Origin of the sequence: Burkholderia sp. WSM2230, assembly GCF_000472445.1 — a bacterium.
In the GTDB taxonomy this organism is placed as follows: Bacteria; Pseudomonadota; Gammaproteobacteria; order Burkholderiales; family Burkholderiaceae; genus Paraburkholderia.
Map to the genome: position 1 here is coordinate 54072 of NZ_AXAJ01000002.1, position 26012 is coordinate 80083.

At 63.8% G+C, this 26012-nt stretch carries 25 protein-coding genes and 1 tRNA gene; 13 read left to right on the forward strand and 13 right to left on the reverse strand.

Annotated elements, in window-relative coordinates; all coding sequences use genetic code 11:
• Window positions 1–78: 78 nt before the first annotated feature.
• Window positions 79–972, forward strand: coding sequence for an RNase adapter RapZ (gene rapZ, locus A3AC_RS0105695; protein ID WP_025597832.1), 894 nt, complete (start codon window positions 79–81; stop codon window positions 970–972).
• A 39-nt stretch (window positions 973–1011) separates the two neighbouring features.
• Window positions 1012–1647, forward strand: coding sequence for an LON peptidase substrate-binding domain-containing protein (locus A3AC_RS0105700; protein ID WP_025597833.1), 636 nt, complete (start codon window positions 1012–1014; stop codon window positions 1645–1647).
• 44 nt (window positions 1648–1691) lie between these two features.
• Here the strand turns inward: A3AC_RS0105700 and mutY are convergent, their stop codons facing one another.
• Both mutY and mutM read right to left on the reverse strand, forming a co-directional pair.
• Window positions 1692–2849, reverse strand: a complete 1158-nt coding sequence (gene mutY / locus A3AC_RS0105705; protein ID WP_025597834.1) for an A/G-specific adenine glycosylase — start codon at window positions 2847–2849, stop codon at window positions 1692–1694.
• Window positions 2850–2856: 7 nt separating this feature from the next.
• Window positions 2857–3687, reverse strand: coding sequence for a bifunctional DNA-formamidopyrimidine glycosylase/DNA-(apurinic or apyrimidinic site) lyase (gene mutM, locus A3AC_RS0105710; protein ID WP_025597835.1), 831 nt, complete (start codon window positions 3685–3687; stop codon window positions 2857–2859).
• 87 nt (window positions 3688–3774) lie between these two features.
• Between mutM and A3AC_RS0105715 the strand changes: the two genes are divergently transcribed.
• The 8 genes from A3AC_RS0105715 to hisC all read left to right on the forward strand — a co-directional run bounded on the left by A3AC_RS0105715 (window position 3775) and on the right by hisC (window position 11070).
• Window positions 3775–5616, forward strand: coding sequence for a tetratricopeptide repeat protein (locus A3AC_RS0105715; RefSeq protein ID WP_025597836.1), 1842 nt, complete (start codon window positions 3775–3777; stop codon window positions 5614–5616).
• A complete protein-coding gene (gene lolB / locus A3AC_RS0105720) occupies window positions 5616–6248 on the forward strand; it encodes a lipoprotein insertase outer membrane protein LolB (RefSeq protein WP_025597837.1) in 633 nt (210 codons plus the stop codon). Before A3AC_RS0105715 ends, lolB begins: the two co-directional genes overlap by 1 nt.
• A gap of 62 nt (window positions 6249–6310) precedes the next feature.
• Entirely contained in the window at window positions 6311–7192 is an 882-nt protein-coding gene (gene ispE / locus A3AC_RS0105725; RefSeq protein WP_025597838.1) for a 4-(cytidine 5'-diphospho)-2-C-methyl-D-erythritol kinase, read from the forward strand.
• A gap of 52 nt (window positions 7193–7244) precedes the next feature.
• Window positions 7245–7321 (forward strand) — tRNA-Gln (locus tag A3AC_RS0105730).
• A gap of 45 nt (window positions 7322–7366) precedes the next feature.
• The gene (locus tag A3AC_RS0105735) at window positions 7367–8323 is read left to right on the forward strand and encodes a ribose-phosphate pyrophosphokinase (RefSeq protein ID WP_025597839.1); all 957 of its coding nucleotides are present in this window, start codon (window positions 7367–7369) and stop codon (window positions 8321–8323) included.
• Between the two features lie 163 nt (window positions 8324–8486).
• Window positions 8487–9104 (forward strand): 50S ribosomal protein L25/general stress protein Ctc, encoded by a 618-nt coding sequence (locus A3AC_RS0105740; protein ID WP_025597840.1) that lies wholly within the window; start codon window positions 8487–8489, stop codon window positions 9102–9104.
• A 150-nt stretch (window positions 9105–9254) separates the two neighbouring features.
• On the forward strand, window positions 9255–9857 hold the full coding sequence (gene pth / locus A3AC_RS0105745) for an aminoacyl-tRNA hydrolase (protein WP_025597841.1): 603 nt from the start codon (window positions 9255–9257) through the stop codon (window positions 9855–9857).
• A 142-nt stretch (window positions 9858–9999) separates the two neighbouring features.
• On the forward strand, window positions 10000–11070 hold the full coding sequence (hisC, locus tag A3AC_RS0105750) for a histidinol-phosphate transaminase (protein WP_025597842.1): 1071 nt from the start codon (window positions 10000–10002) through the stop codon (window positions 11068–11070).
• 87 nt (window positions 11071–11157) lie between these two features.
• Here the strand turns inward: hisC and A3AC_RS0105755 are convergent, their stop codons facing one another.
• The 3 genes from A3AC_RS0105755 to rsmD form a co-directional block, all read right to left on the reverse strand.
• Window positions 11158–11415, reverse strand: coding sequence for a YfhL family 4Fe-4S dicluster ferredoxin (locus A3AC_RS0105755; RefSeq protein WP_013337947.1), 258 nt, complete (start codon window positions 11413–11415; stop codon window positions 11158–11160).
• Window positions 11416–11478: 63 nt separating this feature from the next.
• Entirely contained in the window at window positions 11479–11994 is a 516-nt protein-coding gene (coaD, locus tag A3AC_RS0105760) for a pantetheine-phosphate adenylyltransferase (RefSeq protein ID WP_025597843.1), read from the reverse strand.
• A 112-nt stretch (window positions 11995–12106) separates the two neighbouring features.
• Window positions 12107–12721, reverse strand: coding sequence for a 16S rRNA (guanine(966)-N(2))-methyltransferase RsmD (rsmD, locus tag A3AC_RS0105765; protein ID WP_025597844.1), 615 nt, complete (start codon window positions 12719–12721; stop codon window positions 12107–12109).
• A gap of 299 nt (window positions 12722–13020) precedes the next feature.
• Here rsmD and ftsY point away from each other — a divergent pair, with 299 nt between their 5' ends.
• On the forward strand, window positions 13021–14187 hold the full coding sequence (gene ftsY / locus A3AC_RS0105770; protein ID WP_025597845.1) for a signal recognition particle-docking protein FtsY: 1167 nt from the start codon (window positions 13021–13023) through the stop codon (window positions 14185–14187).
• 104 nt (window positions 14188–14291) lie between these two features.
• Here the strand turns inward: ftsY and maiA are convergent, their stop codons facing one another.
• Together maiA and A3AC_RS0105780 are read right to left on the reverse strand one after the other, a co-directional pair.
• The gene (maiA, locus tag A3AC_RS0105775) at window positions 14292–14936 is read right to left on the reverse strand and encodes a maleylacetoacetate isomerase (RefSeq protein ID WP_025597846.1); all 645 of its coding nucleotides are present in this window, start codon (window positions 14934–14936) and stop codon (window positions 14292–14294) included.
• A gap of 26 nt (window positions 14937–14962) precedes the next feature.
• A complete protein-coding gene (locus A3AC_RS0105780) occupies window positions 14963–15661 on the reverse strand; it encodes a fumarylacetoacetate hydrolase family protein (protein ID WP_025597847.1) in 699 nt (232 codons plus the stop codon).
• 228 nt (window positions 15662–15889) lie between these two features.
• Here A3AC_RS0105780 and ybiB point away from each other — a divergent pair, with 228 nt between their 5' ends.
• On the forward strand, window positions 15890–16861 hold the full coding sequence (gene ybiB / locus A3AC_RS0105785) for a DNA-binding protein YbiB (protein WP_025597848.1): 972 nt from the start codon (window positions 15890–15892) through the stop codon (window positions 16859–16861).
• Window positions 16862–16863: 2 nt separating this feature from the next.
• On the opposite strand, the gene A3AC_RS0105790 is transcribed toward ybiB, so the two are convergent.
• Together A3AC_RS0105790 and A3AC_RS0105795 are read right to left on the reverse strand one after the other, a co-directional pair.
• Window positions 16864–17247 (reverse strand): nuclear transport factor 2 family protein, encoded by a 384-nt coding sequence (locus tag A3AC_RS0105790; protein WP_025597849.1) that lies wholly within the window; start codon window positions 17245–17247, stop codon window positions 16864–16866.
• A 40-nt stretch (window positions 17248–17287) separates the two neighbouring features.
• On the reverse strand, window positions 17288–17851 hold the full coding sequence (locus A3AC_RS0105795; RefSeq protein WP_025597850.1) for an acyloxyacyl hydrolase: 564 nt from the start codon (window positions 17849–17851) through the stop codon (window positions 17288–17290).
• Window positions 17852–18213: 362 nt separating this feature from the next.
• Here A3AC_RS0105795 and rpoH point away from each other — a divergent pair, with 362 nt between their 5' ends.
• A complete protein-coding gene (gene rpoH / locus A3AC_RS0105800; protein WP_013587030.1) occupies window positions 18214–19149 on the forward strand; it encodes an RNA polymerase sigma factor RpoH in 936 nt (311 codons plus the stop codon).
• Window positions 19150–19364: 215 nt separating this feature from the next.
• Here rpoH and nagE read toward each other — a convergent pair whose 3' ends face one another.
• The 4 genes from nagE to nagA all read right to left on the reverse strand — a co-directional run bounded on the left by nagE (window position 19365) and on the right by nagA (window position 25949).
• Window positions 19365–21143, reverse strand: coding sequence for an N-acetylglucosamine-specific PTS transporter subunit IIBC (gene nagE / locus A3AC_RS0105805; protein WP_025597851.1), 1779 nt, complete (start codon window positions 21141–21143; stop codon window positions 19365–19367).
• A gap of 90 nt (window positions 21144–21233) precedes the next feature.
• On the reverse strand, window positions 21234–23807 hold the full coding sequence (gene ptsP, locus A3AC_RS0105810; RefSeq protein WP_025597852.1) for a phosphoenolpyruvate--protein phosphotransferase: 2574 nt from the start codon (window positions 23805–23807) through the stop codon (window positions 21234–21236).
• A gap of 38 nt (window positions 23808–23845) precedes the next feature.
• Window positions 23846–24853: an SIS domain-containing protein gene (locus A3AC_RS0105815; protein WP_025597853.1), complete on the reverse strand. Its 1008-nt coding sequence runs from the start codon at window positions 24851–24853 to the stop codon at window positions 23846–23848.
• Complete coding sequence (gene nagA, locus A3AC_RS0105820) at window positions 24846–25949, reverse strand: N-acetylglucosamine-6-phosphate deacetylase (protein WP_025597854.1); 1104 nt, start codon at window positions 25947–25949, stop codon at window positions 24846–24848. The genes A3AC_RS0105815 and nagA overlap by 8 nt, the downstream gene beginning before the upstream one ends.
• Window positions 25950–26012 lie beyond the last annotated feature (63 nt).

A 26012-nucleotide genomic window follows, 5' to 3' on the forward strand; every position in this document is an offset into this window, starting at 1 on the left:
AGCCCTCGCCCACGGCCCGCTGCGGGTACGCGCGAAAGGCTCAGATGCTATGATGAAACGGACCGATTTCACGACTCCATGCGCATAATCCTCATCACCGGCATATCCGGCTCCGGCAAGTCCGTCGCGCTGAACGCGCTCGAGGACGCGGGCTATTACTGCGTCGACAATCTGCCGCCGCGCTTCTTGCCCGAACTCGCGTCCTATCTTGCCGAAGACGGACACGACCGCCTCGCGGTCGCAATCGACGCCCGTTCCAGCGCGTCGCTCGACGACATGCCGGCCATGATCCGCGACCTGTCGCGGGCCCATGACGTGCGCGTGCTGTTCCTCAACGCGAGCACGCAGTCGCTGATCCAGCGCTTTTCCGAAACGCGCCGCCGCCATCCGCTGTCGGGCTCCACTGCGCACGATGCGGACGTCGGCCTGCTCACGTCGCTCGGCGAGGCGATCGAACGGGAACGCGAGCTCGTGGCGGGCCTCGCCGAGTTCGGCCATCAGATCGACACCAGCAATCTGCGCGCGAACGTGTTGCGCCAATGGGTGAAACGCTTTATCGAGCAGGAGCATGCAGGGCTTGTGCTGATGTTCGAGTCGTTCGGCTTTAAGCGCGGTGTGCCGCTCGACGCCGATTTCGTATTCGACGTTCGCACGCTGCCGAACCCGTACTACGATCATGAATTGCGCCCACTCACGGGCCTCGACAAACCGGTGATCGATTTTCTCGACGCACTGCCGGTGGTGCATGAAATGATCGACGACATTCAGAAGTTTCTCGCTAAATGGCTGCCGCATTTCCGCGACGACAATCGTAGTTATCTGACGGTCGCGATTGGTTGCACGGGTGGCCAGCACCGCTCGGTGTTCATTGCAGAGACGCTCGCCGCGCGTCTCGCCAATGCAGCGAATGTAATCGTGCGGCACCGCGACGCACCGGTCGAAGCCGGCGCGTCATCGAAGTTAGTGGCTTAACCGGCCGCATCGCGCGGCCTCAACTCGAAGCGTTGCGCCATGTCCTCTACTTCTGCTGTGCTTGCCGATGTGCCGCTGTTTCCGCTCCACACGGTTCTGTTTCCCGACGGAATCCTGCCGCTGAAAATTTTCGAAGCGCGCTATCTGGATATGGCGCGCGACTGTCTGCGCGAAAAGACGCCCTTCGGCGTGTGCCTGCTCAAAAGCGGCGCTGAAGTCGCGCGGGAGAACGAGCCTTCGGTGCCCGAATCAATTGGCTGCCTCGCGGAAATCGACCAATGCGACGTTGAGACTTTCGGCATGCTGCTGATTCGCGCGCGCGGCACGCGGCGCTTCCGGCTGCTGTCGCACCGGGTGGAAAGCAGCGGCTTGCTCGTTGGGATGGCTGAACCGCTCGGAGAAGATCAGCCGCTCGAAGACAATCAGCAGTTGGCCAAATTCGGCGCATGCGCTGAAGTGCTCGAGCGGATCATCGCGACAATCCGCGAGCGTGATCCGGAAAGCCTGCCGTTTGCGGAGCCATTCAGACTCGAAGACCCGTCGTGGGTATCGAACCGTCTCGCCGAAGTGCTGCCGATCGCGCTGCGCGCGCGCCAGAAACTGATGGAAATGCTGGACGCGGGCGCGCGCGTCGAGGTGGTTCATCGTTATATGCAGCAGCATCAACTGCTTTAGGTTCCAACGACGCCGCCCTCACGACGACGCGCGAACGCGATTCATCAGATCAGCGAACCTTGCAGGCTGTCCAGCAGTTTGCGCACGGGCGCCGGCACACCGAATGAGTCGAGATCGCTGAGCGCCACCCAGGCCGTTTGCGCATCGCCGAGCGCGGCGAGCGCGCCCACGCCTCGATCCAGTTCAGCGAGCCGCGGCTCGATATCCAGCTTGAAATGCGTGAAGACATGCGTAAGCGGCGCGAGCCGGAAGACGCCACCTGCGCTGCCGAACTCTTCAGCGCGGGCCGCGAGCGCGGCTTCGTCGGCGGCTTCCGGCAAGCTCCATAAACCGCCCCAGATACCCGACGGCGGGCGCTTTTCGAGCATGACCGCATTGCCGTCGCGCAGCACCAGCATCCAGGTGCGGCGGGTCGGCACGGCTTTCTTCGGGCGCGCCGCCGGCAGTTCGCGCTGACGCCCGGTCACGTTGGCCACGCAGTCAGAAGCAAACGGACAACGCGGGCAATCCGGCTTGCCGCGCATGCACAATGTGGCGCCCAGATCCATCAAGCCTTGCGTGTACGAGCTGACTTCGTCGTCCGAGGCATTGGACGGCAACAGCGATTCCGCCAGCGTCCACATCGCATTCTCGACCTTCTTCTCGCCGGGGAAACCTTCCACGCCGAACACGCGCGCGAGCACGCGCTTCACGTTGCCGTCGAGAATCGTCGCGCGCGCGCCGAAGGCAAACGACGCGATCGCGGCCGCCGTCGATCGGCCGATTCCGGGCAGTTCCGCAAGCTCTTCCACCGAAGCGGGAAACGCGCCGCCATGCTGTTCGACGACCGCCTGCGCGCAGCGATGCAGATTGCGCGCGCGCGTGTAGTAGCCGAGGCCGGCCCACAGCGCCATGACGTCGTCGACAGGCGCCGCGGCCAGCGCGGCAACATCCGGAAAACGCGCGAGAAATTTCGCGTAGTACGGAATCACCGTCGATACCTGCGTCTGCTGCAACATGATTTCCGACAGCCAGATCCGATACGGATCACGCGTGTTCTGCCACGGCAGGTCATGGCGGCCGTGCTTGCGCTGCCACGCAATCAGCCGCGAAGCGAAATGTGAAGTTAGCGGCGATGCGGATGATGCGGATGAATCGGACAAAGCACGCGTGGCGGACGGCGACAACGGCTGTGCAGAGCGCGGAATTAAGCGGGAAGGCATGGGAAATTTAGCGCTGGCAGGTGGGACAAAAGTAAGTGGAGCGCTGACCTTGCACGATCTGTCTGATCGGTGTGGCACACACGCGGCACGGCTCGCCCGCGCGATCATAGACGAAATAGTCCAGCTGGAAATAACCGCTCTCGCCGTTGCTGCCGACGAAATCGCGCAGCGTGCTGCCGCCCTTTTCGATAGCCGCCGCAAGCGTCACGCGCACGGCGTCGGCCAACAGCCCATAGCGCACGAGCGAAACGCGGCCCGCTGCCGTAGTGGGCCGAATGCCCGCGCGAAAAAGGCTCTCCGACGCATAGATATTTCCCACGCCGACCACGATTTCGCCCGCCAGCAGCGCCTGTTTCACCGACACCTTGCGCCCACGCGTGAGCCGATGCATCAGCGCGCCCGAGAATGCCGGCGAAAACGGCTCGACGCCGAGACTGGCAAGCAGCGGATGCCCGAGCACGTCGCCGGCTTCGCGCGGATGCCAAAGCACCGCGCCGAAGCGTCGAGGGTCGCGAAAGCGCAAAATGAAGTCGTCGAAAATCCAGTCGACGTGATCGTGTCTGGCCGCGGCCGGCGGATGCGGCACGTGCCGCAACACGCGCAGCGTCCCTGTCATGCCAAGATGCACGATGAACCAGCCCGCGTCGGTTTCGAACAGCAGATACTTGCCGCGCCGCTCGACGTTGCGCACCACATGGCCGCGCAAGGTTTTCGCGAGATCCGCCGGAATCGGCCACCGCAGCGCGGGCGTGCGCACCTCGACGCGCTCGACCTTACGGCCGGCAACATACGGTTCGATTCCCCGTCGGGTAACCTCAACTTCTGGCAACTCTGGCATGTCTAACTGGTCTGCAACTTGCGTGAGCGGTTGTGCGCGTATTGTAGCGAGCGCGTTACAATCGTCCGAAACATTGAACGGATTTCCATGAACTTGTCCTTCGTGAAGCTGTTTTCGAAGCGCCCGGCCAGCGCATTCCGTGTACCGCACGCAGTGTCCGCCCGGCGCTCGCTTGGTGCTGCCGCGCTAGCCCTGTGGGCGTTCGCCGCAATGCCCGCGCACGCGCAGGACCCCTCGCCGGATTCGGACGACAACTCGGTCACATTGAGCGATCCGCTCGGCCCGCCGTCGGCGGACGAACAGAAGGCGCTGCCCAACGTACAGCTGACGAGCCAGATCGTATTCCAGGTGCTCGCCGCCGAAGTGGCGCTGCAACGCAATCAGCCGGCGCCTGCCTACCAGACGTATCTTGCGCTCACGCGCGATACGCACGATCCGCGTATGGCGCAGCGCGCCACCGAAATCGCGCTGGCCGCGCAAAGTCCGTCGGACGCACTGGCCGCCGCGCAATTGTGGCAGCAGTATGCGCCGAACTCCGAGCGCGCCGCCCAGCTGGACGCGTCGCTGCTCGTGCTGTCGGGCAAGCCGGACGACGCCGAGCCGCTGCTCACGCGCGAACTCGCCCGAGTGCCGGCTGACAATCGCGGCAATGCGATTCTCGCGCTGCAATTGTTGCTGTCGCGCGGACCGAACCGGGTCGGCGGCCTGCACGTGTTGCAGGACATGCTGAAGAACGACATGAACCGGCCGGAAGCGCAATTGGCGATCGCGCGTCAGCAACTGGTTGCGGACGACGCGCCCGGCGCGCACAAGTCGCTCCAGCAGGCGCTCGCGCTCAAGCCCGACTATTTGCCGGCGGCGTTGATGCTGTCGCAAATGGGCCCGGAGGAGCGCAAGGAAGGCATTGCGTCGCTCGAAAAATACGTGCAGCAAAACCCGAAATCGCATGACGCGCGCCTCGCGCTCGCGCAAATGTATCTCGCGAGCGACCGTCTGGAAGACGCGCAAAAGCAGTTCGAGGTGATGCACAAGGCGAACGCGAACGACCTCACACCGCTCATGGCGTTGGCGCTCATCAAGATCCAGCAGAAGAATTTCAACGACGCCCAGGGCTACCTCACGCAGTACGCGCAGCAGGCCGAGAAGACGCCCGGCGCGGACCCGGGCCAGGCGTATATCTACCTTGCGCAGTTGTCGCTGGAACAGAAGAACGAGGCGGCTGCGGCCGACTGGCTGAGCAAGATCTCGCCCGCGAGCCAGCAGTATCTGTCGGCGCAGATCACGCGCGCGCAACTGCTCGCCAAGCAGGGCAAGCCCGACGACGCGCGCCGGCAGCTCGCCAGCCTGCGGCCCGCCGATCCGCGCGACCAGGCTGTCGTCGCGCGCACCGACGCCGCGATCCTGTTCGATGCCAAGCGCTATCCGGAAGCCGAAACGCGCCTGCAACAGGCCACGGCCTCGTTCCCGGACGACCCCGATCTGACCTACGACTACGCGATGGCCGCCGAAAAGAATGGCCATTTCGACACAATGGAAGCGCAATTGCGCAAGCTGATCCAGACGCAGCCGGACAATCCCCAGGCGTACAACGCGCTCGGCTATTCGCTGGCCGATCGCAATCAGCGTCTCGCGGAAGCCGACAAGCTGGTCGAAAAGGCCTCCTCGCTTGCGCCGAACGACGCTTTCATCATGGACAGCGTCGGCTGGGTCAAGTACCGCATGGGCGACACAACGGACGCGATCCGGCTGCTGCGCAAGGCCTACACCATTCAGCCGAACGCCGAAATCGGCGCACATCTCGGCGAAGTGCTGTGGAAAGCCGGCGACCAGGACCAGGCTCGCGCCGCCTTTCGTGAGGCGCGCAAGCTCGAACCGGACAACGAAACGCTCGTCAAAACGCTGCAACGTCTTCAGGTGAACGATCTTTGATGCGTCTTTCCAGTCTTGATACTTCTTTCCGGGCACCGCGTCGTGCGGCGCTCGGGCTCGCCGCAGCCGCCGTTCTTGTTCTGGCCGGCTGCGCGTCGGTAAAACCGCAAGGGCCGTCCACGTCGAATGCCGCAACCGCGGTGACAGCGCAAACTAGCCGCGCTTACCAGGGCCGTTTCGCTGTCCAGTACAACGATCAGAATGGCCAGCAGCGCAATGCGTACGGCAATTTCTCGTGGCAGGAAACCGGCGACACCGTCACCCTGCAGTTGCGTAATCCGCTTGGGCAGACGCTCGCAATCGTGACCTCGTCGCCGGCTTCGGCCACGCTCGAGTTGCCGAACCGTCAGCCGCTCACCGCCGATAACGTGTCCACGCTGATGCAGAACGCGCTTGGCTTTGCACTGCCTGTCGAAGGCTTGCGTTACTGGCTGCAACCTTCGCCCGCGCCCACTTCGCGCGCGAAAACGGAAAAGGACCCCGAGCAGCCGTCGCGCCTGAAGGAGATCACCCAGGACGGCTGGACGATCGACTATCTCGCCTACGCCGAGCCGCCCGCCACCGGGGTGAAGCGCGTGAATCTGACGCGCGCTGAGCCGCCGCTCGACATCAAGCTTGTGCTGGACCAGTAAACGCGTGCTCTAGCGCGCTCTTGCCGCTTATTCGGCGCCTCGTTGGCGCATGTAGCCTCGACATGATCGAAACAACCAACTCGCTGCGCGATTGCCTCGCGCCAGCGAAGCTCAACCTGTTCCTGCACATCACCGGGCGTCGGCCGGACGGCTATCACACGCTGCAAACGGTTTTCCAGCTACTCGACTGGGGCGACACGCTGCACTTCACGCGGCGCGCAGACGGGCTGATCACACGCAGCACCGAAATCGCCGACGTGCCGCCGGAACACGACCTCACCGTGCGCGCAGCCAACCTGCTCAAAGCACACACGGGCTCGCCGCAAGGCGTCGATATAGAAATTGAAAAGCGCCTGCCGATGGGCGCCGGGCTCGGCGGCGGCAGTTCGGACGCGGCGACCACGCTGCTCGCGCTGAACCGGCTGTGGAACCTCAACCTGCCGCGCCTCGAATTGCGGGAGCTGGCATTGAAGCTAGGCGCCGACGTGCCGTTCTTCGTTTTTGGAAAAAATGCGTTCGCGCAGGGTGTCGGAGAAGCATTAGACGTTGTACAATTGCCGCCGCGTCATTTCCTGGTAGTGACGCCGAGGGTTCATGTTCCGACTGCAGCGATTTTTTCCGAAAAAGCGTTGACAAGAGATTCAAAAGCCCTCACAATTACGGACTTTCCTGCAGAACTTAGCTGCAACACTGAATGGCCAGAAAGTTTCGGCCGCAATGACATGCAGCAGGTTGTCGTAGGAAAGTACGCGGAAGTAGCGCAAGTGCTGCGATGGTTTGAAAATATCGCGCCGGCGCGGATGTCCGGATCTGGTGCAAGTGTCTTTGCAGCGTTCCGTAGCAAAGCTGAAGCAGAAGCGGCGCAAGCCAAACTGCCAGCCGAATGGAACAGCGCAGTGGCCGCCAGTCTGGAAGTGCATCCACTCTTTGCTTTCGCGTCATAGGTTTTGCATCGTCGAACGAAACTCCACGTTCGGCGGAGCTCAAAGTTAGTGTAGGGGAGTCGCCAAGCTGGTTAAGGCACCGGATTTTGATTCCGGCATGCAAAGGTTCGAATCCTTTCTCCCCTGCCAAAATTCTCGCAGTTCCCCTCGCCCCCAGCCTGAAGCAGGTGCACGATGAGCAGCCATGACGGCCTGATGGTTTTTACTGGCAACGCAAATCCCGCGCTTGCACAGGAAGTCGTCAAAATCCTCGGTATTCCCCTCGGCAAAGCAATGGTTAGCCGTTTCTCGGACGGTGAAATCCAGGTCGAGATTCAGGAAAACGTGCGCGGCAAAGACGTGTTTGTTCTGCAGTCCACGTGCGCACCGGCGAATGACAACCTGATGGAACTGATGATCATGGTCGACGCGCTCAAGCGCGCGTCCGCCGGCCGGATCACCGCAGCCATCCCCTACTTCGGTTATGCACGCCAGGATCGCCGCCCGCGTTCGGCGCGCGTCGCCATCTCGGCGAAGATCGTGGCGAACATGCTGGAAATCGCGGGCGTCGAGCGGATCATCACGATGGATCTGCACGCCGACCAGATTCAAGGCTTCTTCGACATTCCGGTCGACAACATCTACGCTACGCCCGTGCTGCTCGGCGATTTGCGCAAGCAGAACTACGAGAACCTGCTGGTCGTTTCGCCGGACGTCGGCGGCGTGGTGCGTGCCCGGGCATTGGCGAAGCAGCTGAACTGCGACCTTGCAATCATCGACAAACGCCGCCCGAAGGCGAACGTTGCCGAAGTGATGAACATCATCGGCGAGGTTGAAGGCCGCACGTGCGTGATCATGGACGACATGGTCGACACCGCCGGCACGCTCTGCAAGGCAGCACAGGTTTTGAAGGAACGTGGCGCGAAACAGGTTTTCGCTTATGCCACCCATCCGGTTCTGTCGGGCGGTGCCGGCGAGCGCATCGCTGCATCCGCTCTGGACGAACTGGTCGTCACGGACACGATCCCGCTCGGCGATGAAGCCCGCTCGTGCGCGAAGATCCGTTCGCTGACCAGCGCCGGCTTGCTGGCCGAAACGTTCTCGCGCATCCGCCGGGGCGATTCGGTCATGTCGCTGTTCGCTGAAAGTTAAGTATTTGTGAAAGCGCAGTTGCCGCTTCGTGCGGCATAGCGCGCTTTTGCACAATCGGCATGAACGGACGAAGGTTCATGCCGCAGCTCTGGGGCCTCAGCCATAACGGCTTGCGGGCCCCGTTTTTACTGCCTGGTCGCGGGCAGTGCATTGGAGATTCAAAATGAAAGTTGTCGCTTTCGAGCGTTCTTTGCAAGGTACGGGTGCGAGCCGCCGCCTGCGTAACTCGGGCAAGACCCCGGGCATCGTATATGGCGCTGGTGCTGAAACGCAATTGGTCGAACTGGACCACAACGCGCTGTGGCACGCGCTGAAGAAAGAAGTTTTCCATTCGTCGATTCTCGATCTGGAAATCGGTGGCAAGTCGCAGCAGGTTCTGCTGCGCGACGTGCAATACCATCCGTTCCGTCAGCTCGTGCTGCACGTGGACTTCCAGCGTGTCGACGCAACGAAGAAGCTGCACACCAAGGTGCCGCTGCACTTCATGAACCAGGAAACCAACCCGGCAGTGAAGCTGTCGAGCGCGGTGATCTCGCACGTCGTCAACGAACTGGAAGTCGAGTGCCTGCCGTCGGCACTGCCGGAATTCCTCGAAGTCGACCTGGCCAAGATCGAAGCTGGTCAATCGGTTCACGCCAAGGACATCCCGCTGCCCGCAGGCGTGTCGCTGGTTGCTCACGTCGACGCTGAAAACCCGGTCGTCGCTTCGGCAACGATCCCGGCTGGCGCCGTGTCGGAAAGCGACGCTGCTGCCGCTGAAGGCGAAACGCCGGCTGCTTGAGCGCGCTTCGCGCACCGAGCAAGCAATCCTCTCGATCCGTTTCAATGAGACGGTCGACGTGACCCGCCGAGGTTCGCCCCGGCGGGTTTTTTTTCGGTTTTTTTCGGCTCGGCCGTCGCCGGTTTCCGGGCCAGATGGACCCACGCAAACATGATCAAGCTGATCGTCGGACTCGGCAATCCGGGCGCCGAATACACCGTGACGCGCCACAACGCCGGCTTCTGGCTGGTCGACCAACTGGCGCGCGAAGCAGGCGCGACGCTGCGCGACGAGCGGCGCTTTCACGGCTTTTACGCGAAGGCGCGACTGCATGGCGAGGAAGTGCATCTGCTCGAGCCGCAGACTTATATGAACCGCTCGGGTCAGTCGGTCGTCGCGCTTGCGCAGTTCTTCAAGATTCTGCCCGACGAGATTCTAGTGGCGCACGACGAACTCGACATGCCGCCCGGCAGTGTGAAGCTGAAGCTCGGCGGCGGCAGCGGTGGTCATAACGGTTTGAAGGACATCACCGCGCATCTGTCGTCGCAGCAGTATTGGCGGCTGCGCATCGGCATCGGGCACCCGCGCGACCTGATTCCGGAGAGCGCACGCGCGGGCGTAAAGCCCGATGTCGCGAACTACGTGCTCAAGCCGCCGCGCCGCGAGGAGCAGGATGCGATCGACGCTTCCATCGAGCGCGCGCTCGCCGTCATGCCGCAGATCATCAAAGGCGAGCTTGAACGCGCGATGATGCAACTGCATCGCAATTCCTAACCGGTTTGTCGTGCACGGTGCCGCTGCGGCGGGCAAAGAGCGCACCGGCCGCCCGCCGTGGCGCCCGCACAGTATCTGATCGCATTGATTGCATTGACTCAGGACCAGGCGTCAAGTCGACCGCCTCGCATGGGAGAAGCCTTTGAGCCGATATTGGAGTGACATCGTTCACCGTCTGACGCCATATGTGCCGGGCGAACAGCCCACGCTCGCGCATCCGGTGAAGCTGAACACCAACGAGAACCCGTACCCGCCTTCCCCGTGCGTGCTCGAGGCAATTCGCAAGGAACTCGGCTCGGCTGGCGAGTCGTTGCGGCGCTACCCCGACCCCACCGCGCGCAAGTTGCGTGAAACGGTGGCCGCGTATCACGGCATCCGCGCCGATCAGGTTTTCGCCGGCAACGGTTCGGACGAGGTACTCGCGCTCACTTTCCAGGCTTTGCTGAAGCACGATAAGCCCTTGCTGTTCCCTGACATCACCTACAGCTTTTATCCGACTTATGCGCGGCTTTTCGACGTCGACTATCGGACCATTCCGCTCGACGACGCCTTCGCGATCAACGTCGACGACTATGAGGTGGCCAACGGCGGCATCCTGTTTCCCAACCCAAACGCACCGACCGGACGCCCGCTGTCGCTTGCTGAGATCGAGCGCCTCGTGGCGAAGAACACGGATTCAGTCGTGGTGATCGACGAGGCGTATGTGGATTTCGGAGCGGAGTCGGCGATCAGGCTCATCGACCGCTATCCGAATCTGCTCGTCGTGCAGACGGTGTCCAAGTCGCGCTCGCTCGCGGGCATGCGCGTCGGCTTCGCGTTCGGCAATGCGGGGTTGATCGACGCGCTCAATCGCGTGAAAGACAGCTTCAATTCATATCCGCTCGACCGCCTCGCGCAAGTCGCGGCCTGTGCAGCGTACAAAGACGACGCGTGGTTCCGCGACACATGCGCGAAAGTGATTGCGAGCCGTGAACGGCTGGCCGCGGAGCTGACCACGCTTGGCTTCGACGTAGTGCCGTCGGCGGCCAATCTGCTGTTTGCCCGCCATAAGGAACACGAAGCAGCGATGCTCGTGTCCCGCCTTCGCGAAAGGGAAATTTTCGTGCGTCACTTCAAGGCGCCCAGAATCGACCAGCACTTGCGCATCTCGGTCGGAACCGACGCCGAGTGCGACATTCTGCTCGACGCATTGCGCGGCATCGTGAGCGCCTAGCGGCCTAGCCGCCAATTCGGCTCACCGGGCGCAAAAAAAAACGGCGAGGCCCGCGCCTCGCCGTTTCTGTCTCCGTCGAGCCCAACGTCACGCGCTCTTTGCCGCCTGCAGTGCGTGGTACTTCGCCATCAAGCCTTCCGGCGTTTCCAGATGCTCGGGGTCGCGCGGAATGCATTCGACCGGGCACACCTGGATGCATTGCGGCTCGTCGAAATGCCCGACGCACTCTGTACACTTTTTCGGGTCGATCACGTAGATTTCCGGGCCCATCGAAATTGCGTCGTTCGGGCACTCAGGCTCGCACACGTCGCAATTGATGCACTCGTCGGTAATCATCAGGGCCATACTTCTCTCACTTCATGCCGGCCGCAGCCGGCTTCATCACGTCAAACCGACAGTTTACGCCGGTTATGGCTGCCCCGCCTGGGCGCCGTTATTCGGGTCCAATGCCGCAACCTTTTCCTTCAGCCATTTTTCGACCGACGGGAACACGAACTTGCTGACGTCGCCGCCCAGCTGCGCAATCTCGCGGACAATCGTGCCCGAGATGAACTGATACTGGTCCGACGGCGTCATGAACATGGTTTCCACGTCCGGCAGAAGATACCGGTTCATGCCGGCCATCTGGAACTCATATTCGAAGTCCGACACCGCGCGCAGCCCGCGCACGATCACGCGCGCGTTGTTGGTGCGGACGAAATCCTTCAGCAGCCCCTTGAAGCTCATGACCTGCACGTTCGGGTAATGGCCCAGCACTTCGTGGGCAATATCCAGACGCTCTTTCAGCGTGAAAAACGGCTTTTTGTTGCGGCTGTCGGCAACGCCGACCACCAGCGTGTCGAAGATGCTCGACGCGCGCCGAACGAGGTCTTCGTGACCGCGTGTCAGCGGATCGAACGTGCCCGGGTACACGGCGACTACCATGAGATTTCTCCTCTCTTCAGACAGATGGGCACGTCAAAGCGTCCACGCGACGCATTTGGCACCGGCCGCGCGCGTGACGTGGGGCCGTCCGGCGCTTGTTATGGAAGGCGCATTATTCCTCATTTTCGCGTTGCAGCAAATGGAAGTGGACAGCGCCTGCTTTGCCTTCCCGCACAATTTTCCATCCGGTCAGCGCTTCATTCGCGTCCAGTTCTAGAGCCGCGCCGGCCTCCACGTACAGAAAGCCGTCTTCGCTGACTAGCGGTGCAGCCAGCGTAAGCGCCTTGTCGAGCAGATCGTCGCCGAAAGGCGGGTCGAGGAACACGACGTCGAACGACCCGGGCGGCAGGCTCGCCGCGAGCCGCAAACCATCGGCTTCCGCAATTTCAATCATGCGCGCGGCAAGCCTTTGCTGGTTCGCCCGCAATTGTGCGGCCGCGCGCGCATTGCGCTCGACCATCAGCACGCGCGCGGCGCCGCGCGACGCCGCTTCGAAACCGAGCGCGCCGCTGCCGGCGAACAGATCGAGGCATCGCTCGCCGTCCAGACGCTGCCCGAGCCAGTTGAACAGCGTTTCGCGGACGCGGTCCGGCGTGGGACGCAGCCCGTCGAGGTCGAGCACGGGCAAAGGCGTGCGTTTCCAGTCGCCGCCGATAATCCGGATGGCGTGCGGCTTACCGCCTTTGGATGAAGCGCCGTGGGCGCGTGATGGTGCTGAACGGGGCATGCAGAGTCAATCAGGGTTGGTGAAATTGTCCGCCAGTATTCACACGAAGGCGACGCAAACGCGACACGAGCTCGAGACAAGCGCGGCGCAAACGCAAAGCAAGCGGACTGGAGCGCCAACGTTACCACAGGGGCGCCGTGCGTCCAGCCTGGCCGATCGGCCGATACGACGCACGACGGCGCGCCTGATAAAATGTGCGGCTTCCAGCGCCTTGCATCCCGCATTGCAACGCTGCCTGCCGCTCCCGCCGGCGCCATGCCGGCTGCGCGCATCGGCGCGCGCTCTCACCTCGCCAGATCATGTTCAGCTTTTTCAAACGATTCAAGGGTTCGAAAGAGTCCGAAAACGCGCCAGACGAATCGCAAGCCGCGCCAGAGGCGCTTGTCGACGACCTCGCGCCAGAAGCGCCAGATGCGCCAGCCGCGCCGCCGGCTGACGTTGCGCTGCCGTCCCCGCTTCCATCTGCGCGGGAAACACAGCCCGAGACTGAGCCGGAAACAGTTTTTGAAGAACCGTCGCTCGAAACCATAGAAATCGTGCCGCCGCCGGTTCAGGACGCGAGCGCGAAACGCTCGTGGCTGACTCGCCTGAAAACCGGCTTGTCGAAGACCAGTTCGAGTCTCACCGGCATTTTCGTCGGCACGAAAATCGACGAAGAGCTATACGAAGAGCTCGAAACCGCGCTGCTCATGTCGGACGCGGGCGTCGACGCCACGGAATTCCTCCTGGAAGCGCTGCGCGAGAAAGTGCGCGTCGAGCGTCTCACCGAGCCGCAACAGGTCAAGGCCGCGCTGCGCGCGCTGCTGGTCGATCTGCTGAAACCGCTCGAAAAATCGCTGATGCTCGGGCGCGCCAAGCCGCTCGTCATGATGATCGCGGGCGTCAACGGCGCGGGCAAGACCACCAGCATCGGCAAGCTCGCCAAACATCTGCAGAGTTTCAACCAGTCGGTGCTGCTGGCGGCCGGCGACACCTTCCGCGCGGCCGCGCGCGAGCAGTTGGCGATCTGGGGCCAGCGCAACAACGTGACGGTGGTGGCGCAGGAAAGCGGCGACCCCGCCGCCGTGATTTTCGACGCGGTCGGCGCCGCGCGGGCGCGCAAGATCGACGTGATGATGGCGGACACCGCCGGCCGTCTGCCCACCCAGTTGCATCTGATGGAAGAGTTGCGCAAGGTCAAGCGCGTGATCGGCAAGGCGCAGGACGGCGCGCCGCACGAGGTGCTGCTCGTGATCGACGCCAATACCGGACAGAACGCGCTCGCGCAGGTCAAGGCTTTCGACGACGCGCTCGGCCTCACCGGCCTTATCGTCACCAAGCTCGACGGCACGGCGAAGGGCGGCATTCTCGCCGCTATCGCGCGGCAAAGGCCGATTCCGGTGTACTTCATCGGCGTGGGTGAAAAGGTGGAAGATCTGCAGCCTTTCAGCGCCGAAGAGTTTTCGGACGCGTTGCTCGGCGGTTGAGCGTCGGCTGACCGGGCGCTCACGACAGCTCCGGTCCCAGGCGACACAAAAAGGGCACTCCGCGGAGTGCCCTTTTTACGTTCACGGCAACCACCACCGCGGCTTCATTCAGCGTCCGGCTGCACACCCGGCGCCGCGCGGGCAAATGCATCGATCTGCATGGCGTGGTCGTAGATGCGCTGAATCGTCGGAAACCTGGCCGTGTCGACCTTGAAGCGCTGGGCATTGAACACCTGCGGAATCAGGCACGCGTCGGCGAGCGTCGGGGCGTCGCCAAAACACAGCTTGCCCGTACGCGGATCGCCTGCGAGGTGCGCCTCCAGCGTCGCAAAACCGGCTTCCACCCAATGGCGATACCACGCGTCTTTCGCGTCGTCGTCCACGCGCAGCGTGTGTTTCAGATACTTGAGCACGCGCAGATTGTTCAAGGGATGAATCTCGCACGCCACCTGTAATGCCGCCGAGCGCACATACGCGCGGTCGGCCGGCGCCTTGGGCAAAAGCGGCGGCTCGGGGTGCGTTTCCTCCAGATACTCGATGATCGCGAGCGACTGCGGCAACACCTCGTGGCCGTCAACCAGAGTCGGCACGATGCCGTCCAGGTTGATCTTGCGATACTCCGGCTTCAGTTGCTCGCCGCCGTCGCGCACCAGGTGCACAGGCACGTACTCATACGGCAGGTTCTTCACATTCAGCGCGATGCGCACGCGATACGACGCGGAGCTGCGGAAATAGCTGTAGAGCTTCATCTCGTTGTCTCCTCCCCAAAACTGCGTCAAACGACGCGCACGCTCAACTCGCCAAGCCGGTCCACGCCACCTTTCATCAGATCGCCTTGCACCACCGCGCCGACGCCTTCCGGCGTGCCGGTGAAAATCAGATCGCCGGGTTGCAGCTCGAAAAGCGTGGACAGATAGGCGATGGTCTCGCCCACCGACCAGATGAGCTGCGAAACGTCCGAACGCTGCATCTCCTCACCGTTGACGGACAGCCAGATCGCGCCTTTATCGACGTGGCCGACCGTCGAAACAGGATGGATCGGCCCGAGCGGCGCCGAGTGATCGAAGCCCTTTGCGGTGTCCCACGGACGCCCCAGTTTCTTCGCCTCGGCCTGCAGGTCGCGGCGCGTCATATCGAGGCCAAGCGCGTAGCCATAAACGTGATCGAGCGCGCGCTCAGCCGGAATATCCTTGCCGCCTTTGCCGAGCGCCGCGACCAGCTCCATCTCGAAGTGGACGCTTTTCGACAGCGACGGATACGGGAATTCGCCAGTCTCGCCGGGCGCGACGTATAGAACGGCATCCGCAGGCTTGCCGAAGAAAAACGGCGGATCGCGGTCCGGATCGTGTCCCATCTCACGGGCATGCGCCTCGTAATTGCGGCCAACGCAATAAATGCGACGCACAGGGAACTGTTCGCTGGACCCCACAACCGGCACCGCAACCACCGGTGCGGGCGCAAATACGTAACTCATCCGATTCTCCGTTCTTTGTTGGAAATGAGCCGCCGCGCGGCGCTAAACAGCGAGTGTAACGCGCGGCGCAAGGCGGCGCGCGCCGGTCCAGCATGGCTTCGAGACAGCGGCGCGCCGCCGCCGACGTCTCGCCGGACGGCCATAGATGCGATACTCACACCAGACAACGTCCCTTGAATACCGTGGCGGCCGGCTCGACAGCGGCACGCCAGCACGTCAACTGCCCTCATGACAGACTCCGCCGACACCGCCAACCCGTTCCCGTGCGCCCGCTTCATCAAGGAAATCGGCCGTGGGCCCAACGGCGCCCGCGCGCTCACCGCCGACGACACGCGCGCGCTCTACACCGCCATGCTCGACGGCCGCGTCGGCGAACTCGAACTGGGCGCGATCCTGCTTGCGTATCGCGTGAAAGGCGAAACCGCCGACGAGCTTGCCGCGATGCTGGCGGGCGCTCATGCGTCGTTCGAGCCGGTTCATCTGCCGCCTGGCGACTTCCGGCCGGTGTCGATCCCGAGCTATAACGGCGCGCGCAAGCAGCCGAACCTGGTGCCGCTGCTCGCGCTGTTGCTCGCGCGCGAGGGCGTGCCGGTTCTCGTGCACGGCGTCACCGAAGATCCAGGCCGCGTGACGAGCGCGGAGATTTTCGCGCATCTGCGGATTCCGCACGCGGGCTCGCACGACGATATCGAAGACGGCCTCGCCGAGCGGCGTGTGGCGTTCGCGTCGATCGACGTCCTCGCGCCGAAGCTCGCTCGTCTGCTCGCGCTGCGCCGGCGCATGGGCGTGCGCAATTCGACGCATACGCTGGTGAAAATCCTGCAGCCGTTCGCGCCCGCCGGACTGCGGCTCGTGAACTACACGCATCCGCCGTATCGGGACAGCCTCACACAGCTCTTCAGCACGCATCCCGATGCCGCGCTGGGCGGCGCTCTGCTCGCGCGCGGTACGGAAGGCGAAGCGGTGGCGGACACGCGGCGCCAGGTGCAGATCGACTGGCTGCACGACGGCATCTGCGAAACGCGTGTGCCGCATGAGCGTTCGTCGCGCGACGCGCCCGAAGTCGACTTACCCGAAGCGCGCGACGCCGCGACCACCGCCGCGTGGATCGGCGCGGTGCTGCGCGGCGAGGCGCCGGTGCCGGGCGCGATCGAGCGGCAAGTCGAGGTGATCGTGGATGTGGCCAGAACGCCGGCTTAAGCTCACTCGATGGCGCAGCGCGTCGCCTGCCAGGCAATGAGGCGCCACTGGCCGTCTTCCTGCGTGTGGATCGCCGTGTAGGCAATGGGGAAAAGCAGCGCGCCGTTATTCGCTTCCATCTCGATCAGCGCGCGGCCGGTCACGACGCAGGTTTCCCGGCCGACCGGCAGCACGTCTTGCGACTGCACTTCGATCTGCCGGTAGCGGCGGCGCCCTGCGGTAATGCCGTCGATGAATTGCCGCTTCGTTTCGCGCTTGCCGTTCGTGTGAACGTAGCTCACGTTGTCAGCGAGCAGCACGTCGAGCGAGGGCCCGTCGCCGTCGACCATCGCGCGGAAACGTTCCCTCTCCAGCCCGCGGATCGCCTCGATTGTCTTTGCCGCCATTGCTCAGCCCCTTGTACCGGTGAGCCGAAGGCGGCCACGGTCAGAAGTTATATTGCAGATATAGCTGGTGGAAATTTATACCAGGATTCGGCTCTTTGATACCGCCATTCGACACATGCTGGAACCGGTAGCCGGCCTGGTATTGCTGATGACCCCCAAATTGCACACCCACGCCCGCCATGTCGGCGAACTGGAACGCGGTGGACAGCGTGAAGTCAGAAGAGATTCTGGGACTCGACAGCAGACGCACGCCGGCGCCTGCCTCGACGAAAGGCCGGATCGATCCGGACCCTTTGATGAAGCGAATGATAGGCGTCACACCGATCTCGCCGATGTTCTCGTGCACATTGCCTTCGTTCGTATGCCACCAGGCCACGTGCGCCTCGCCGATCAGCGCGAAATGCCAGTCGCCGATCTGCCACCACGTGAGATTGGGGTCCCACACGATGCCGAGGTCGAGTTTCTTGACATGATGATCCCCAAGGCCGCCGGCGACCTGAATTCCGAACTGATCGGCTGCGGCAGCGGCGGAAACGCCGAGCAGCAAGGCTGCGCAAGTACTTTTTAGAGCCAGACCACGCAAGCGTTTCTTTTTGTTGTTCATCTGATACCCGAGCTCAGCAAAGGTTGAACATTCCGTAACATTCTTGCTTATTCTAAAGAGAATCTGAACTCGGTGGATCATCTTAAGAAACTTAAAGTTTCGCAATTACTCACGCCGAAAACCGAAAAAATCGGTCGAAAGTGAGAATGAAGGCGCGTTGTCAGGTAATTTGTACGGCCTCCGCAAGCTTGGCCCGAAGCGCGTATGATGGCTATTGAAAAATGATGTTCGATAGGAATTTATGGAACTTCGATGCCCCTACCGCCTCTAAGTATTAGCACTCGGAAAACGAGAGTGCTAACATCCAACGCTGGAGTCGTTACCTGAACAAGCTTTTGCCTGATTCCAAAGGAGTTTTCCACGTGAGCCATGCATTGACCCTTCCGAGTACTCTGAGCCCGTCGTCGGCTAAGGCCGCTCCGGCAGGTGCGCTGGCGCTCTCGCATTCCTCCCTGCTGCCCGGTCAACTGGGCAATATCGACGCCTACATCCAGGCCGTAAATCGGATTCCGATGCTGACGCCGGCAGAAGAACGCCAGTTCGCCACCGAATTCCGCGAGCACGACAACCTCGAGGCTGCACGCCGCCTCGTGCTGTCGCACCTGCGGCTGGTCGTTTCGATTGCGCGCAACTACCTGGGCTATGGGCTGCCGCACGCCGACCTGATCCAGGAAGGCAATATCGGCCTGATGAAGGCCGTGAAGCGCTTCGATCCCGAACAGAACGTGCGCCTCGTCTCGTACGCCATGCACTGGATCAAGGCTGAGATTCACGAATACATTCTGCGCAACTGGCGCATGGTGAAGGTCGCCACGACCAAGGCGCAGCGCAAGCTGTTCTTCAACCTGCGCAGCCACAAGCAAGGCTTGGGCGCTTTCACGCCGGACGAGATAGATGGTCTCGCCAAGGAGCTGAACGTCAAGCGCGAAGAAGTCGCGGAGATGGAAACGCGCCTGTCCGGCGGCGATATCGCGCTGGAAGGCCAGGTCGAAGACGGCGAAGAGTCGTATGCGCCCATCGCGTATCTCGCCGACTCGCACAGCGAGCCGACGGCCGTGCTGGCGTCGCGTCAGCGCGACAAGCTGCAGAGCGACGGTATCGCGACGGCACTGGAAGCGTTGGATGCCCGCAGCCGCCGCATCATCGAAGCTCGCTGGCTGAAGGTGCAGGACGACGGTTCGGGCGGCTCCACGCTGCACGAACTGGCTGACGAGTTCGGCGTGTCGGCGGAACGTATTCGCCAGATCGAAGCCAGCGCCATGAAGAAGATGCGCGGCGCGCTGACCGAGTACGCGTAACGCTTGCCGGCGGCAAAACGGGGCGGCCGCAAGAGGATTCCGCGGTGTGCCCTGAAGAAGCGCCGTCAGTAGCAAAGCCCTGAGCAAAGCCCTGCCGTCTTGCGACGGCAGGGCTTTTTTGTTTGCTGCGACTGGGCGGCGCTCAGACTTTACCGCACCCGGCACGCAGCGGCACAGCGCGATCACGCCAGCGCTCCGCCGCCACGTTCATGCGATCAGGCGGGCAAAGGCGCCGCGCCGCCGCTCGTGGGCACGCGCGTTGCCAGCGTTTCGGCATAACGCCGTGCGGCATCGCCGACAACGATATGGAACGTATCCGCCGACACCCACGCGGTGTCGAGCGCGGCGAGACGCTGGCGATCCACCGCCGACGGATCGCGCACGACAATACGCAAGCGCGTCGCCGCGACGGCGTCGAGCGACAACACATTGCCCGCGCCGCCGAACACCGCGAGCCAGCGCAACGGATCGGGGTCGAGCGGACCATTCGCCACGTTCGCCGCAACCGCCGGCGCGGCCGCGACCGCAGCGGGAGCCGCAGCAACGGCGGCGGGCTTTGCCGCGCCAGCGGCGCTGCCCTGCCCGATCGCCGTGCGGATTTCATCGGCGATGATGTCCGCTTCCGGTCCGATAATCACCTGCACGTTGGTCGCGCCGCGCTTGAGCACGCCGCGCGCGCCGATCGTCTTTAGCTCGTTCTCGGAGACCTTGTTCGAATCGACGACCGACAGACGCAGACGCGTCGTGCAAGCATCCACTACCGACAGGTTGGACGCGCCGCCCAGCGCCGCGATATAGCGCTGAGCGCGCGGCACGGCCGCCCCGGCGGCCGGCGAAACGAAGCCGCCCGCCGTGAACGATTCGACCTGCTCGTCGGCAGCCGCCGGCTCCCGGCCCGGCGTCGCCATGTTGAATTTGCGGATGAAGAAGCGGAACAGCCCGTAGTACACGACCGAATACGCGAGGCCAAGCGGAATCGCCAGCCAGCCCTTCGTCGACAGACCGTAGTTCAGCACGTAGTCGATTGCGCCCGCAGAGAACGTGAAGCCGAGGTGAACGCCGAGCGCCGAGCAGATTGCGAGCGAGAGGCCCGTCAACAGCGCGTGGATCACGTACAGCACCGGCGCGAGGAACATGAAGCTGAACTCGATCGGCTCGGTGACGCCCGTGAGGAACGACGTGAGCGCCATGGAAAACAGCAGGCCGCCGACCACGGCGCGACGCTCCTTCGGCGCTTCATGAAACATCGCGAGACAGGCGGCCGGCAAGCCGAACATCATGACCGGGAAGAAGCCTGTCATGAAGGTTCCGGCAGTCGGGTCGCCAGCAAAGAAGCGATGCAGGTCGCCCGTCACCGCGGCGCCGCCCGGCGGCGTGAAGGTTCCGAACACGAACCACGTCAGCGAATTGAGGATGTGATGCAAACCCGTCACGAGCAGCAGCCGGTTCAGCACGCCGAACACGAACGCGCCGAGAGCGCCCGCCGTGGTCAGCCAGTGACCTGCCGTGTCGATCACCGCCTGTACCGGTTGCCACACGTAGCCGAACAGAATGCCGAGCGCGAGACAGACCACGCCCGTGACAATCGGCACGAAGCGCTTGCCTCCAAAGAACGCGAGGTAATCCGGCAGCTTGATGTCCTTGTAGCGGTTGTACAGCAAGCCCGCGACAACGCCCGCCACGATCCCCGACAACACGCCCATGTTGAGCTTGTCGTTGATGTCCTTCATCACCGCGACTTCGATCAGATAACCGATCGCACCCGCGAGACCCGCGACGCCGTTGTTGTCCTTGGCAAAGCCGACCGCGACGCCGATTGCAAACAGCAGCGGCAGGTTGTCGAAGATCGCGCCGCCGGCGTCGGCGATCATCTTGATATTGAACACATCGGGCTGGCCGAGCCGCAGCAGCAGGCCGGCAACCGGCAGCACCGCGATAGGCAGCATCAGCGCGCGTCCTAGCCGCTGAATCTTCAGAAACGGATTCCCATCCATTGATTACCTCCAATCCTTGTCTCGTTGTCGACGGACGTCGTTAAGCGGACGTCGTTAAGTTATGTGGCCGGCTTGACCGGACCGCTGGATTCAGTCCAACGGCCAGGTCTCCCGGCTGACTGCTCTTACCGCCTGTGCCGATTCCAGCGCCAGTGCGTCCTGGGCGCGTTGGCGGCACAGTTGATAATCGAGGTTGCGCACGCGCGCCTTGATGCCCGGCACCGACACCGGATCAACCGAAAGCTCGGTTACGCCGAGGCCGACGAGAAGCGGCATCGCGAGCGGATCGCCCGCCAGCGCACCGCACACGCCGACCCATTTGCCGTGCCGGTTCGCGCCTTGCACGGTCGTCGCGATGAGCCGCAGCACGGCCGGATGCAGACCGTCGGCCTGCGCGGCGAGATCCGCCTGGCAGCGGTCCATTGCGAGCGTGTATTGCGTGAGGTCATTCGTGCCGATGGACAGGAAGTCCGCGTGTTGCGCGAGCTGATCGGCAAGCAGCGCCGCCGACGGCACTTCGATCATCACGCCGACTTCGATCGGCTCGGCGCGCCCGAGCTCGCGAGCGAATTCGTCGATGCGCTTGCGGATGCGGATCAATTCGCCGACGTCGGTCACCATCGGCAGCAGAATGCGCACGGCGCCAAACGGTTTGACGGCAAGCAGACCGCGCAGCTGATCGTCGAGCAGATCGGGACGCACCTGCGCGAGACGAATGCCGCGCAAGCCGAGCGCGGGATTCGGCTCCGGCGGCAGCGTCAGGTAATCCACTTCCTTGTCAGCGCCGACGTCAAGCGTGCGGATGATCGCCGTGCGCCCGCTCAATGCGTCGACAATGCCCTGATAGCTCTGCCGATGTTCTTCCACCGAGGGCGCGGCGGCGCGGTGAATGAAGAGCAGCTCGGTGCGCAGCAGGCCAACGGAATCGGCGCCGTTTTCGACGGCGGTGTTGGCGTCGTCAAGCGTGGCGATGTTGGCGGCGACTTCAATCGCGCGGCCATCCGCCGTGACGGCCGCTTGCTGCGACATGCGGCGGTTCGCCTCGCGCACGCCGGCGAGGCGGCTGCGCTCCAGCCGCGCGCGCTCGACGTCGAGTTCGGTCGGCGCAAACTCCAGGCGGCCTGTGGTCGCGTTCACCACCACCTGCGTGCCTTCGGGAATCGCATGCAGCGCGTCGCCGACTGCCACCAGCGCCGGAATGCCCGCCTGGCGCGCGAGGATCGCCGCGTGCGAAGTCGCGCCGCCGCGCGCCATGACGAGTGCGGTGACGCGCGAGCGGTCGAGCGTCGACAGATCGGAAGGCGTGAACTCGTCGGCGGCGAGCACCGTTTCGTCCGGCAGCATGCGTGCGGCGGCGTTGCTGTAGCCCAACGCGCGTAGCACGCGCTTTTCGATATCGCGCAGATCGGCGGCACGTTCGGCGAGCAAGGCGTCTTCCATATTGCTTAGGATGCCTGTCTGTGCACGGATTGCCTCGCGCCAGGCGAAGCCTGCGCTCTTGCCGAGGCTGATCAGGTCGCGCGCGGCATCGAGCAGCGTCGGATCTTCGAGCAACACGCGATGCACCGCGAAAATGCCCGCCTCGCCGACCGCGCCGCGCTGCGACGCATCGCGCACCGTGGTGCCGAGATCGGCGTCCACGCTGGCAATCGCCTTATCGAGCAGACGGCTTTCCGCCGCCGAGGTGCCGCTCGCCTGTTCAGGCGGATCGAGGTCCGCGTCGTCCCAGCGCACCAGTTTGCCGACCGCGACGCCGGGCGCCGCGCACACGCCCGCGAGCGTGTTCGGCGCGAGCGCTTCGCCGCCGGCGGCGGGCGTGGGAACGGCCGTTTGCGGCGCGGGCGAGCTTTGCCGCGCCGGCTTTTCTTCGACTTCGCCGAGCGCTTCGCGCGTCAGTTCTTGAGCGATCGCGTCGACCGCGGCTTTGGCTTGCGGACCGACGCCGAGTAACTCGACCGTCGCGCCCTGCCCCGCGCCGAGTCCAAGCAGACCCACCACACTTTCAATTGGCGCCTTGCGTCCTTCGTAACGAACTTCGACACGCGCGTCGAAAGCGCGCGCCGCTTCGCGAGCGCGCGCTGCCGGCCGCGCATGCAAGCCGCCTGCGTGAACCAGCGTGACCTGAGCGCGGGCTTCCTCAGTCATGCACGTCGCGCTTAACTCGCGCGACGCCGCGGCCGCCGCGCCGTCGCGGGCACGCAGCAGCAACAGCGGCGTTTCGCCCGCCTTCAGCATGCCGCCGTCGGCACGCTCGACGATTTCGAACGCGTCCGAGTTGGCAATCGCAATCACCGAAACGAGGCTCGGCGCATGTAGCGCGACCTGATCCTGATCGAACTCGATCAGCACGTCGCCGGCACGCACCTGCGCACCTTGCTCGACCATCGGCGCAAAACCCTTGCCGTTCAGCTCGACGGTATCGATACCGATGTGCAGCAGAATCTCCGCGCCTTCGGCGGTGGCGAGCGTCACCGCGTGGCCGGTGCGCGCGAGATGGGTGACAGTGGCGTCGCATGGCGCGACGAGCCGGCCCTCGAGCGGATCGACACCGATGCCGTCGCCGAACATGCCGCCCGAAAACACGGGATCGGGCACGTTCGCGAGCGGGACGACCGGACCGGTCATCGGCGCGAGCAAAACAATATGGCCTTCAGAATGGCTCATTAAACGGGACTCCTCGACACGTCGCATCTGATTTCTCGTCAGTGAGTTTCGGTGACTTTGTTGAGATGGCGCGGCGCGTCGGGATTGCGCCCGCGCGCGGCTGCAAGGCCCGCGGCCATCACATAAAAGGACAGGATTGCGGCGATCGGATCGAGCGCAGCATGAGCGGTGGTGGCAAGCGGCAACGTGGCCTCGGCAACGTCCGACGGAGCCGCGAGCAGCACGCGCGCACCGCGCGCCTGCATGTCGCGCGCGAGTTGCAAGAGGCCCGCCTGCTCCGGTCCGCGCGGCGCGAAGACCAGCAGCGGATAGTCGCGGTCGATCAGTTCCATCGGACCATGACGCACTTCCGCGCTCGAGAACGCTTCGGCCTGAATGCCGGAGGTTTCCTTCAGCTTCAACGCGGCTTCCTGTGCTATTGCAAGACCGAGACCGCGTCCGATCACGATCATGCGTTCGATGCCGCGCAGTTCGTCAACCGCTTTCGACCAGTCGAGCTTGCCCGCTGCTTGCAGTGCGTCGGGCAACGTGTTCAACGCGCCCAGCAGCGCAGCGTCGCTCTGCCAATGCGCGACCAGTTGCGCCGAAATGGAGAGCATCGCGATATAGCTCTTGGTGGCCGCGACGCTCAACTCCGGACCGGCGGCGAGCGGCAGATGCCATTCGCACGCGTCGGCTAGCGGCGAAGCCGGTGCATTGACTGCCGCCACGGTCAGCGCGCCCGCTGCTCGCAGCGCCTGCATGGTCCCGACCAGATCGGGACTCTTACCCGATTGCGAGAACGCCAGCGCGAGCTGATCGCGCACCTGCAGCGGCGCCTGCTGCAACGTCGCCACCGACATCGGCAGCGAGGCGACGGGCACGCCGAGGCGGCTCATCGTCAGGGATGCGAAGTAACTCGCCGCGTGATCGGAACTGCCGCGCGCGACCGTCAGGGCGACGTGGCGCGGCTTCTCTGCGAGCCGGGCGGCCAGCGCCTCGACGCGCGAGGTGTCCGTGAGTTGCGCGGCGACCGTTTCAGCGGACGCCAGCGCCTCTTTAAGCATATTCGACAATTGCTTCTCCTTCGACGTAAGTCGCGCTCAACGCCAGTTCACGATCGAACACGACGACGTCGGCCCACGCGCCGCGCGCGATACGGCCGCGGTCTTCGATACCGAGGTAGTCGGCGGCGTAGCGCGACAAACGGTTGGATACATCGGCGATCGGCAGACCGATCGACACCAGATTGCGCAGCGCCTGATCCATCGTCAGGGTGCTGCCGGCGAGCGTGCCGTCGGCGAGACGCACGCCGCCGAGACACTTCGTCACGTGTTGGCTGCCGAGGCGGTATTCGCCGTCGGGCATGCCGGTCGCCGACGTGCTGTCCGTCACCACGTACAGGCGCGGAATCGCGCGCAAGGCGGCGCGGATCGCGCCCGGATGGACGTGCAGCAGATCGGGAATGATTTCGGCGAACTCCGCGTGCGCGAGCGCCGCGCCCACGAGGCCGGGATTGCGGTGATGCAGCGGCGACATCGCGTTGAACAGATGCGTGAAGCCGCACGCGCCGTGCTTGAGCGCGGCGACGGCGTCGTCATAAGTGCCGAGCGAGTGGCCGAGTTGCACGCGCACGCCGCGCGCCGCCATCTCCGAAATGATGTCCATGTGGCCCGCGATCTCGGGCGCGAGCGTCACGACGCGAATCGGCGCGATGGACAGATACTTGAGCACTTCGTCCATCACCGCCGACACGGCCGCGTCGGGCTGCGCGCCGAGCTTGCCGGGATTGATATACGGCCCTTCCAGATGCACGCCGAGCACGCGCGAGCAGCCCGGCGTGCGCACGCGCGCGACGTCGCCGAGACCGGCCACCACGCTCATCAGCTCGTCCCGCGGCGCGGTCATGGTGGTGGCGAGCAGGCTCGTCGTGCCGTAGCGCGCATGCGTGCGTGTGATGGTTTCGATGGCGTCGCCGGCTTCCATCACGTCGGCGCCGCCGCCACCGTGCACGTGCAGGTCGATGAAGCCCGGCAGGATGTACGGCGCGTCGTTCGTCGCGGGATCGACGCGCTCGCCGGTGAGTGCCGTGATGCGGCCGTTTTCGAATTCGAGCGTGCCGTGAATCCACCCTTCGGTGGTGAGTATGTTTCCGGTCAGCATGAGTCTCTCTTGCAAGGCGTGATACAGGGCGAGGCTGAATTGCACCCGACGGCGCCGCGGGTC

Excerpts from the sequence above, each read along its gene's own strand:
- rapZ (WP_025597832.1), top strand. The coding sequence starts at position 79 with ATGCGCATAATCCTCATCACCGGCATATCCGGCTCCGGCAAGTCCGTC.
- A3AC_RS0105700 (WP_025597833.1), top strand. The coding sequence starts at position 1,012 with ATGTCCTCTACTTCTGCTGTGCTTGCCGATGTGCCGCTGTTTCCGCTC.
- mutY (WP_025597834.1), bottom strand. The coding sequence starts at position 2,849 with ATGCCTTCCCGCTTAATTCCGCGCTCTGCACAGCCGTTGTCGCCGTCC.
- mutM (WP_025597835.1), bottom strand. The coding sequence starts at position 3,687 with ATGCCAGAGTTGCCAGAAGTTGAGGTTACCCGACGGGGAATCGAACCG.
- A3AC_RS0105715 (WP_025597836.1), top strand. The coding sequence starts at position 3,775 with ATGAACTTGTCCTTCGTGAAGCTGTTTTCGAAGCGCCCGGCCAGCGCA.
- lolB (WP_025597837.1), top strand. The coding sequence starts at position 5,616 with ATGCGTCTTTCCAGTCTTGATACTTCTTTCCGGGCACCGCGTCGTGCG.
- ispE (WP_025597838.1), top strand. The coding sequence starts at position 6,311 with ATGATCGAAACAACCAACTCGCTGCGCGATTGCCTCGCGCCAGCGAAG.
- A3AC_RS0105735 (WP_025597839.1), top strand. The coding sequence starts at position 7,367 with ATGAGCAGCCATGACGGCCTGATGGTTTTTACTGGCAACGCAAATCCC.
- A3AC_RS0105740 (WP_025597840.1), top strand. The coding sequence starts at position 8,487 with ATGAAAGTTGTCGCTTTCGAGCGTTCTTTGCAAGGTACGGGTGCGAGC.
- pth (WP_025597841.1), top strand. The coding sequence starts at position 9,255 with ATGATCAAGCTGATCGTCGGACTCGGCAATCCGGGCGCCGAATACACC.
- A3AC_RS0105755 (WP_013337947.1), bottom strand. The coding sequence starts at position 11,415 with ATGGCCCTGATGATTACCGACGAGTGCATCAATTGCGACGTGTGCGAG.
- coaD (WP_025597843.1), bottom strand. The coding sequence starts at position 11,994 with ATGGTAGTCGCCGTGTACCCGGGCACGTTCGATCCGCTGACACGCGGT.
- rsmD (WP_025597844.1), bottom strand. The coding sequence starts at position 12,721 with ATGCCCCGTTCAGCACCATCACGCGCCCACGGCGCTTCATCCAAAGGC.
- ftsY (WP_025597845.1), top strand. The coding sequence starts at position 13,021 with ATGTTCAGCTTTTTCAAACGATTCAAGGGTTCGAAAGAGTCCGAAAAC.
- maiA (WP_025597846.1), bottom strand. The coding sequence starts at position 14,936 with ATGAAGCTCTACAGCTATTTCCGCAGCTCCGCGTCGTATCGCGTGCGC.
- A3AC_RS0105780 (WP_025597847.1), bottom strand. The coding sequence starts at position 15,661 with ATGAGTTACGTATTTGCGCCCGCACCGGTGGTTGCGGTGCCGGTTGTG.
- ybiB (WP_025597848.1), top strand. The coding sequence starts at position 15,890 with ATGACAGACTCCGCCGACACCGCCAACCCGTTCCCGTGCGCCCGCTTC.
- A3AC_RS0105790 (WP_025597849.1), bottom strand. The coding sequence starts at position 17,247 with ATGGCGGCAAAGACAATCGAGGCGATCCGCGGGCTGGAGAGGGAACGT.
- A3AC_RS0105795 (WP_025597850.1), bottom strand. The coding sequence starts at position 17,851 with ATGAACAACAAAAAGAAACGCTTGCGTGGTCTGGCTCTAAAAAGTACT.
- nagE (WP_025597851.1), bottom strand. The coding sequence starts at position 21,143 with ATGGATGGGAATCCGTTTCTGAAGATTCAGCGGCTAGGACGCGCGCTG.
- ptsP (WP_025597852.1), bottom strand. The coding sequence starts at position 23,807 with ATGAGCCATTCTGAAGGCCATATTGTTTTGCTCGCGCCGATGACCGGT.
- A3AC_RS0105815 (WP_025597853.1), bottom strand. The coding sequence starts at position 24,853 with ATGCTTAAAGAGGCGCTGGCGTCCGCTGAAACGGTCGCCGCGCAACTC.
- nagA (WP_025597854.1), bottom strand. The coding sequence starts at position 25,949 with ATGCTGACCGGAAACATACTCACCACCGAAGGGTGGATTCACGGCACG.